6 protein-coding genes are annotated in these 9,398 nt (G+C 48.7%); 3 read left to right on the plus strand and 3 right to left on the minus strand.

Annotated features, from left to right (window positions below):
* Window positions 1-59: 59 nt before the first annotated feature.
* Window positions 60-2,579 carry a glycoside hydrolase family 3 protein gene (locus B2X00_RS00945; RefSeq protein ID WP_290485742.1) on the minus strand — a complete coding sequence of 840 codons (2,520 nt, stop codon included), beginning with the start codon at window positions 2,577-2,579 and terminating at the stop codon, window positions 60-62.
* Window positions 2,579-3,853: a sugar MFS transporter gene (locus B2X00_RS00950; protein WP_290485743.1), complete on the minus strand. Its 1,275-nt coding sequence runs from the start codon at window positions 3,851-3,853 to the stop codon at window positions 2,579-2,581. The genes B2X00_RS00945 and B2X00_RS00950 overlap by 1 nt, the downstream gene beginning before the upstream one ends.
* 122 nt (window positions 3,854-3,975) lie before the next feature.
* Between B2X00_RS00950 and B2X00_RS00955 the strand changes: the two genes are divergently transcribed.
* From B2X00_RS00955 to B2X00_RS00965, 3 genes are read left to right on the plus strand one after another with little or no spacing between them, the layout of a single operon-like run.
* Window positions 3,976-5,367, plus strand: coding sequence for a GH1 family beta-glucosidase (locus B2X00_RS00955; protein ID WP_290485744.1), 1,392 nt, complete (start codon window positions 3,976-3,978; stop codon window positions 5,365-5,367).
* A complete protein-coding gene (locus tag B2X00_RS00960; RefSeq protein ID WP_290485745.1) occupies window positions 5,361-6,686 on the plus strand; it encodes a glycoside-pentoside-hexuronide (GPH):cation symporter in 1,326 nt (441 codons plus the stop codon). Before B2X00_RS00955 ends, B2X00_RS00960 begins: the two co-directional genes overlap by 7 nt.
* Before the next feature lies 1 nt (window position 6,687).
* The gene (locus tag B2X00_RS00965; RefSeq protein ID WP_290485746.1) at window positions 6,688-7,686 is read left to right on the plus strand and encodes a LacI family DNA-binding transcriptional regulator; all 999 of its coding nucleotides are present in this window, start codon (window positions 6,688-6,690) and stop codon (window positions 7,684-7,686) included.
* Between the two features lie 62 nt (window positions 7,687-7,748).
* Here the strand turns inward: B2X00_RS00965 and katG are convergent.
* Window positions 7,749-9,398 (minus strand): catalase/peroxidase HPI (katG, locus tag B2X00_RS00970; RefSeq protein ID WP_290485747.1); only part of this gene is annotated, 1,650 nt, incomplete at its 5' end.

A 9,398-nucleotide genomic window follows, 5' to 3' on the forward strand; every position in this document is an offset into this window, starting at 1 on the left:
AGGCCAGCTAAATTATTAGCTGGCTTTTTCTTTTGCCTTATCAGCGTTCAACGAGCGAATTAATTTTTACCGCTCGACAAACATAGTGCTTCAGCGTTTATGTTTTTGGTTACTTGCAGGCGAGCATCGCGAATACTGACATTAGTATCTGCAGAACTACCCACACGCAATATTTCACCCGTACTAGCCGTGTCTACGCCCGCTTGTTCCAAGCATTGAACCGAAAAGTTTAACGTGGTCCATTGTTGCGCTGAGTCTTCATTTAGATACGCTTCAATGTTCTGACTAAACTCACAGGCATCAGGTCCACAGTTCAGTGACAATGTCAGCGGCTTATCTGGACTCGCTTTAACCGTCACACTCAGCACGCCATCCTCGACACTATACGCCCGCAAATCGCGTGGGAAAGGACTTACAAAACTAAAGTAGTTTGCACCCTCGCCTTCAAACATAAAGCGTCGGGCATCCTCTTGAACTTGATCATCAAACGTTTCAGTTTTTACGCCGTTCAGTGACTGGATGCTGCTTGTCACTTCAGTGCGCTTCGCGTTACTGCCTATCATCAACCGCCACGGCGCTTGTGGCGCGCGATCAAATATAGCCATCTCTAACGGAACATCACTGCCCGCGAAATCCGTATTTAATGTGTCGATGGTCACATTGTCATCAAAGCTCAAACCATAGCCGAGTTTAAACAGTGGATCGTAATTTGCCTCATCACCGTTTAAGCGTCCCTGAGTTGGCGTCTTCGGCCAAGAAAAAGGCAATTGACCAGAGATTGGGAAACGTGTCTGTCCTTCGGCATCTGTCACAAGTACATCCGCGACGCCTGCGCCCTCGCTACCCGGCAGCCACGCGGCTACAAAGGCATCAGAAGCATTGAGCTCCGGGTTCACATACATGGGTCGACCACTGATAAACACCGAAACAACAGGGATACCCTTCTCTTTAAGTCGTTTTAACAGTTCAAGATCAACCGCATTACCGCGTTGATAATCTACATTGTCAATATCGCCATTACCTTCGGCGTAAGGTGTTTCACCATAAACGACCACTGCAACATCAGGCTTTTCTTGATACTCACCATTAACAGCAAGCTCAGTTTCGCCGCCTGCTTGTTTTACAGCATTAGCGATGCCATCGTAGATCGACGTGCCACCTGGGAAGTCTTCATTGGTATTACCCGTACCCTGCCAGCTTATCGTCCAGCCACCGGACTGTTGACCAATGTTATCGGCTGCCGGTCCAGCAACCAACACACGTTGGTTCGGCTTTATCGGTAACACGTTGTTGTTGTTCTTCAGTAACACCAAAGACTCTCGCACGGCTTGACGAGCAATTGCGCGGTGTTCTTCAGCACCAATGAGTTCGGTTTTACCCGACAATGGACGGTTAGCGGGTGACGGCTTATCAAATAGTCCAGCACGCATTTTTACACGCAAAATTCGGCGCACTGCGTCATCAATACGAGATTCTGCAATAGTGCCATCTTTTACCTGTGCAATAAGGTTTTCGTACAAAGGCTTCCACGCTTGGGTTGGCACCATATAGACATCAAGTCCGGCATTTGCAGCTTGTGGGCAGTTATCATTGGTGCAACCCTCAATTTGTCCATGACCGTTCCAGTCTCCCACGACAAATCCGTCAAAGCCCATCTTCTCTTTAAGCACATCCGTCAGAAGATATTTACTACCATGGATTTTTTCACCATTCCAACGGTTAAAACTCGCCATGACCGTTTGAGCACCCGCCTCGAGACCCCCCACATAACCTTGGGCATGGATATCAAATAGAGTCTGCTCGTCGACCTGAGTATTACCTTGGTCAATACCATCAGTGGTACCACCATCGCCAATAAAGTGTTTTACCGTACTAATAACGTTTTTTTCGGACAAAAAGTCGCCGTCTACATGACCTTGTAACCCGCGCACGATGGAGGCTGAGTAATCACGCACAACCGCAGGATCCTCAGAGTAACTCTCATAGGTACGTCCCCATCGCACATCGCGCGCAACAGCGACAGTCGGGGCAAACACCCAGTCGATTCCCGTGACCATCACTTCAGTCGCCGTCACTTCCGCGATAGCTTCGATAAGCGCTGGATTGCGTGCTGCTCCTAAACCGATATTGTGTGGGAATATCGTCGCACCCAACACGTTGTTATGACCGTGCACCGCATCGGTACCCCACATAGTGGGGATATCAATACCGTCGACGCTGTCGTCGACTGATGCCTGATACATCGCCTCGGCAAGCGCAATCCAGTCCTGCGGTGTGGCATATTTATCGTTATTGGGGAACGCACCACCACCATTTAAGTAACTACCGAATCCATATCGGCGCATATCTTCAACTGTGATGTCACGAATTTCAGGCTGGATCATCTGCGCCACTTTTTGCTCGAGCGTCATCTCGGCGAGTAATGCATCAATACGTTGTTCCATTGCTGGCTGTTGAACAACGGGGATATCTAACGCCGGCCAAACCGAGCTCTCGTCAGTCGGCGCCGCCGTGTCTGCTGTGCAAGCCGAAAGAATGGCTGCGGGAAGCGCAGCCAATAGCCATTTTTTGTGTCTCATTATTCTGCAACCTCAGCTGTTTGCTTTGCTTTTTTAAAGGCACGTGGTACGTAACCGGCGAAACCGTAGTAGGCGATGTAGGCGTAGCACATCAAGGGCACGACAAACGCGGCTTGAACACCGATCATATCGGCTAAAGCCCCCTGACACAGCGGCAATACTGCGCCACCAACAATCGCTAGACAAAGAATGCCTGAACCCTGCCCCGTGCTTTCTTTTAAGCCTTGCAGTGCCAGACTAAAAATGGTTGGGAACATTATCGAGTTGCACAAGCCGACAAATAGAATCGACCACATTGCTAATGCGCCTGAACTGAAGATCGTGGTCAGTATCAGTAAGATGGCACAGGCTGCGTTAAATAACAGTACGCGGTTACCAGCGAAACGTTGCATAACGGCTGCACCAATAAAACGCCCCACCATAGCGCCACCGAAATACCAAGAAATGTAGTGTGAAGCTTGTGAAGTCGACATACCACCGATGTCGTCCTGTGACAGGTAGATGGCGAGGAAACTACCAATACCGACTTCAGCACCGACATAAACGAAGATACCGAGCGCACCCAAGACTAGATGTTTTTGGCCCCAAGCGCCGCCCTGCGTCGGCAACGGAGCTGCTTGGTCGACTTTACCCATTGCAGGTAGCTTTAAGCGGACAAATACCAGCGCCATAATGACGAGGGTCGCAGCAAGAATGAAATAAGGGAGTGAAACGGTATCTTTGGAAACACCAGAAACTTCGGGATCAGCAACACCGCCAAAAATAAGCCATGTTCCAAAAAACGGCGCAACGGTGGTACCCAGCGAGTTAAACGCCTGTGTCATTGTCAGGCGGCTGGATGACGTTTTTTCCGGCCCTAAGCGTGTCACATAAGGATTAGCGGCAACTTGGAGAATGGTCACGCCCGACGCTAGGATAAATAACGCGCCCAGGAATAACCCGTACACTTCCATTTGTGCTGCTGGATAAAACAATACACAGCCGGCACCCGCTGTCAGTAAACCGACAATAATTCCCGATTTATAACCGATTTTACCGACCATCAAACCCGCAGGTACCGAGATAATAAAATAGGCCCCAAAGAAACAGAACTGAATAAGCATAGACTGAGCGTAATTCAGATCGAATAACAGGCGGAGGTATGGAATAAGAATATCGTTGAGGCAGGTAATAAAGCCCCAAATAAAAAACAGTGATGTGAGTGCGGTAAGTGCAAACCGATAATCGGTCGGCTGTCCACTCCCATGCAACGCTGAGGTTTGTGGAGTTGTCATAATTCCCTCTTGCTTTATTTTTTGACGATAGCCATCAGACCATCTAGTATTATGTAAGCGCTTTCATGTATAGCATAATTTAATTCAAAGGCAATTAAAACCTGCCCGACGGGCGAACTCTTATGAAAAAAATAACGCTTCCTAGCCAATCCGTTTTAAACCACGCCAATTTTACATTTGGTGTCGCCACCTCATCCTTTCAGATCGAGGGCGATAGTGCGGGTCGTGAGGCCTGTATTTGGGATACTTTCTGTGATCGACCGGATACCATCAAGGATGGCAGCAATGGCGATGTCGCCTGCGACCACATCCACCGTTGGCAAGAGGATGTTGAACTGATTAGTGAATTGGGTGTTGATGCATACCGTTTTTCCATCGCTTGGGGACGAGTAATCAAAGCCAATGGCGACATCAATCGAAGTGGCTTAAACTTCTATATCAAGCTCGTAGAAGCGCTCGCTGAACGCGGGATTCAGTCTCACGTAACACTTTACCATTGGGATCTACCCCAGTATTTGGAAGATCAGGGCGGATGGTTAAACCGCCAGACAGCCTATCGATTTGCTGATTATGCGGCTGTCATTGCCGATGCGCTAGGAGGTAAAGTAGCCAGTATTGCGACGTTAAATGAACCGTTCTGCAGTGCATATTTAGGCTATGAGGCGGGTATCCACGCACCAGGGCCACAAGCTGATGCAGGTTCTCGCCGTAAACAGGGACGTCAAGCCGCACACCACCTGCTTTTGGCGCACGGTCTAGCCCTTAAAACGCTTCGCCAACATTTTGCGCAGAGCGCGTCGCCTCAGTTAGGGGTTGTGCTAAACTTTAGCCCTTGCCACCCGCTGACTTCCAGCCCAGCGGATTTGGATGCGGCTGAATTTGCTCATCAGTATCATAACTTATGGTATTTACAACCCATGCTCACGGGTCATTATCCCCGCGTACATGAACGGCTCGCTATTGAGGACCGCCCTCAAATTGAACCGGGTGATATGGCACTTATTAATCAGCCACTCGATTTTCTGGGTGTGAACTATTACACCCGCACCGTGTTTAAAGCAAACCAACAACACGGCTTCAGTGATGTACCCGCAACTGGTGAAGGGCTTACCACCATGGGTTGGGAGGTCTACGCTGAGGGACTGACTGAGATTTTGCTCACACTGGATCGCGAATTCGATAATTTGCCGCCGATTTTCATCACAGAAAACGGTATCGCAACGGCTGACGTCTGTGACAATAACGCAGTAGACGATACTATGCGCATCGATTATTTCCAGAGCCACTTACTCGCTGTTCACGATGCGATCCAACAAGGTGTCGACATTCGGGGTTATTTTGCCTGGAGTCTAATGGATAACTTTGAATGGGCAGAAGGCTACACACAACGCTTCGGAATTGTTTATGTCGACTATTCCTCCCAACAAAGAACGCTTAAAAATAGCGCAAAAGCTTTACAGCAACTCTTCTTAGCTAGACAATCACAGCATCACGCTGTGGAGGATATATGCTAAGTCGCACCGAAAAAATAGCCTATGGCTTGGGTGACACTGCCAGTAACATCATTTTCCAAACGGTCATGTTGTTTCTGGCTTTTTTTTATACAGACATTTTTGGCATCTCTGCTGCGGCCGTTGGTACGATGTTTTTGGTTGTGCGGTTAATTGATGCGGTCACCGATCCACTGATGGGTTTGCTCACTGACAAAACGCGCTCGCGCCATGGACAGTTCCGACCCTATTTAATTTGGATGGCCATCCCTTTTGCTGTTTTTAGTGTATTCGCATTTACCACGCCTGACTTCGATGATACTGGCAAACTTATTTACGCTTATATCACCTACACCCTGCTCATGTTGGCATACACCGCTATTAACATCCCCTATTCAGCTCTCGGTGGCGTGCTAACCGAGGATCCCTCAGAACGTGTTTCAGTACAGTCTTATCGATTTGTGCTTGGTATGCTGGGTGGACTGCTGGTCACTACGTGCACCTTGCCACTCGTCAATTGGTTGGGTAACGGGAGTCAGGTAGCCGGGTATCAATTGACAATCGCCGCTCTGAGTTTGCTAGGGATGTTACTGTTTGTACTCTGTTTCTGCGGAACTAAAGAGCGAGTTAAACCGCCTAAGCAACAGCAACTAGCATTGCGTAAAGCACTGAAAACATTGTGGCAGAATGAACAATGGCGGAGACTTTCAATCGCTGCTGCACTGGTACTGACGGGAATCGCATTAAAAAACACGCTAGCCGTGTACTACGTAAAGTATTATCTATTACGCGATGACCTCGTGACCGCCTTCGTAAGCACCGGTATGGTAGGAAATATTATCGGTTGTGCGCTCGCCCAATATGTATGTCGATACATGGATAAAGTCAATGCATATATTGGAATTCAGATTCTAGCCGCTATCGTCTGCGTGGCAGCCTATTGGGTAGCGCCCGAACAACTCACGGCGGCATTTGTTATGTACTTCTTGTGGGGCCTTTTCTTACAGATGGGTACACCGATGCTGTGGGCTAAGATCGCCGACGTAGCAGATTATGGCTACTGGAAAACAGGCGTGCGTGCGACGGGTCTGGTGTATTCATCGGTGGTATTTTTTATCAAGTTTGGCCTCGCGTTAGGGGGGGCGATTAGCGGTTGGTGGTTGGCATTTTACGGCTACACCCCCAATCAAATGCAAAATATTGAGGCGCAACACGGCATTCAGTTAGCGTTTACCGTGCTGCCGGCACTTGCATCCCTGCTCGTTGCAGCAGTTATGCTTCGCTACACCTTAAAACAAAAGCGTGTTCAGCAAATATCAGAAGCGTTGGAGCAATACTCTTAACATGGCGACCATTTACGAAGTTTCGAAACTCGCGGGCGTTTCCTTAGCGACCGTGTCTCGTGTTATTAACAATAACGCGCCCGTACGCCAGGCAACTCGAGTGAAAGTTCTCGATGCAATGGATAAACTGGGTTATCACCCTAATTCTATTGCACAGTCTCTGGCATCGAGCCGTTCCAACTCAATCGGCATTGTCGTTTCCGAACTCAACGGTCCATTTTTTGGAACCTTATTGAGTGATATTGAGGCTGCTTTCAGACGTGCAGGAAAGCATGTCATTATCGCTGCGGGTCACAGCGATGAACGGTTGGAAAAAGAAAGTATTGCCTTTCTAAAAAGTCGCAATTGCGACGCACTTATTTTACACGTTGAAGCGGTCTCAGATGATTACTTACGCCAGCTCAATGAGGGCGGCACGCCATTTGTAATTCTCAACCGATTTGTCGAAAGCATGTCCGATCGCTGTGTCACTTTGAACAATCAGCACGGCGGCTACCTCGCCACTCAGCATTTGCTTCGCAACGGGCACCGTAAAATTGGTTACATATCGGGTCCTATGTGGAAAAACGATGCGGAGCAGCGCTATCTTGGTCATCTGCGCGCCCTCGCCGAGTACGGTATCGAATCCAAAAGTAGCTTATTTTACGAGGGCGACTTTCATGAACTCGGTGGCGTTAAAGGCGTTGCTGCACTACTACATGCTGATGCTGACATCACCGCTATCGTTTGTGCGAACGACGAAATGGCGGCAGGCGCTGTCACAACGGCACGCGAACAGGGCCTGCGACTGCCCGAGGATTTATCAATTGTCGGGTTTGATAATGTAAATTTTTCACATTACATGTACCCTAAATTGACTACCATTGATTATCCCATTGGCGGCATGGGTGTCATGGCGGCGCGCTGGGTACTTAAACATATTTATCAGCAAAAACTCGATAATATCCAGACCGTGTTTGAGCCTCGCGTAATTGAACGCGATTCGGTTCACAGTATTTGAGCGCATAAAAAAAGCTCGTGCTTAACACACGAGCTTTTTAAGATATCGACTTTTAACGCAGACTAGGCTGCTTTCACATCAAAACGGTCTGCGTCCATGACTTTGACCCACGCATTGATAAAGTCTTTTACGAACTTCTCTTGGTTGTCATCTTGCGCGTACAGCTCAGAATAAGCACGCAAAATTGAGTTCGAGCCAAACACCAAGTCGATACGATTCGCTGTCCACTTGACCGTATCGGTCGCACGATCACGGATTTCATAATGGTCACCCGCTTTCTTCCACACATTTTCCATGTCAGTCAAGTTGACAAAGAAGTCATTGGTCAATGTACCCACACGGTCAGTGAAAACGCCATGTTTGGATTCACCATAGTTCGCACCGAGTACACGTAGACCGCCAACTAGCACTGTCATCTCAGGTGCCGTCAATCCCATCAATTGAGTACGATCAAGCATCAACTCTTCTGCTGGAACTTGGTAGTCTTTCTTCAGGTAATTACGGTAACCGTCATGTAACGGCTCGAGAGGTTCAAAGCTCTCAGCATCAGTCCACTCATCGGTCGCGTCACCACGGCCTGGTGTGAACGGCACAGTGAAATGGTATCCTGCTTTGTGCACCGCTTTCTCGACTGCGGCCGTACCGCCCAATACAATCAGGTCAGCAATACTTACAGGTTTGTCGAGTTCACTACGGACGCGCTCTAACGTCGATAGCACACGCTGTAGTTTCTCGGGCTCATTACCGTGCCAATCCTTTTGTGGCGCAAGACGAATGCGGGCGCCATTAGCACCACCACGATAGTCTGAGCCACGGAATGTACGTGCACTATCCCACGCCGTAGAAAGCAACTCGTAGTCGGTTAAACCGCTATCAAGTAACTTTTTCTTGAGCTCAGCCACTTCGCTATCAGACAGGCTGTAATCCACCTTCGGAATCGGATCTTGCCAGATCAAATCCTCTTCAGGTACATCGGCACCAAGATACCGATCTTTTGGACCTAGGTCGCGGTGCGTCAACTTAAACCAAGCACGCGCAAACACTTCCGCAAAATAGTCAGGGTTATTGTAAAACTTCTCAGAAATCTTGCGATATTCTGGATCTTTAATCATCGCCATATCGGCGTCCGTCATAATTGGGTTATGGCGAATCGATGGGTCTTCTACATCAACAGGCTTGTCTTCCTCTTTGATGTCGATAGGTTCCCATTGCCAAGCACCTGCTGGGCTTTTCTTCAATTCCCAATCATAGTTGAATAACAAGTAAAAATAGCCGTTATCCCACTGAGTCGGATTTGTTGTCCAAGCGCCTTCGATACCGCTCGACATCGTGTCACGACCCATGCCCTTGCCACCGCTATTGCGCCAGCCCAGGCCTTGCTCTTCTACGTCGGCGGCTTCTGGTTCTGGACCTAAGTTCTCTTCCTTTCCGTTACCATGACATTTACCAACCGTATGACCACCGGCTGTCAATGCGACCGTTTCCTCATCATTCATTGCCATGCGTTTGAACGTTTCACGCACATCTTTCGCAGTACGCAAAGGATCGGGTTGACCGTCAACGCCCTCTGGGTTGACATAGATAAGACCCATTTGCACAGCGGCTAGCGGATTTTCGAGTGACTCTCGCTCTTTGTCCGAGTCATAGCGATTCTTAGTTGCATCCAACCATTCTTTCTCACTACCCCAATAAATATCTTCTTCGGGGTGCCA

The sequence above is a fragment of the Idiomarina sp. UBA3162 genome (genome assembly GCF_002364475.1).
Taxonomy (GTDB): domain Bacteria; phylum Pseudomonadota; class Gammaproteobacteria; order Enterobacterales; family Alteromonadaceae; genus Idiomarina.

Coding starts and splice junctions, on each gene's coding strand:
- B2X00_RS00955 (WP_290485744.1), top strand. CDS start 3,976: ATGAAAAAAATAACGCTTCCTAGCCAATCCGTTTTAAACCACGCCAAT.
- B2X00_RS00960 (WP_290485745.1), top strand. CDS start 5,361: ATGCTAAGTCGCACCGAAAAAATAGCCTATGGCTTGGGTGACACTGCC.
- B2X00_RS00945 (WP_290485742.1), bottom strand. CDS start 2,579: ATGAGACACAAAAAATGGCTATTGGCTGCGCTTCCCGCAGCCATTCTT.
- B2X00_RS00950 (WP_290485743.1), bottom strand. CDS start 3,853: ATGACAACTCCACAAACCTCAGCGTTGCATGGGAGTGGACAGCCGACC.
- B2X00_RS00965 (WP_290485746.1), top strand. CDS start 6,688: ATGGCGACCATTTACGAAGTTTCGAAACTCGCGGGCGTTTCCTTAGCG.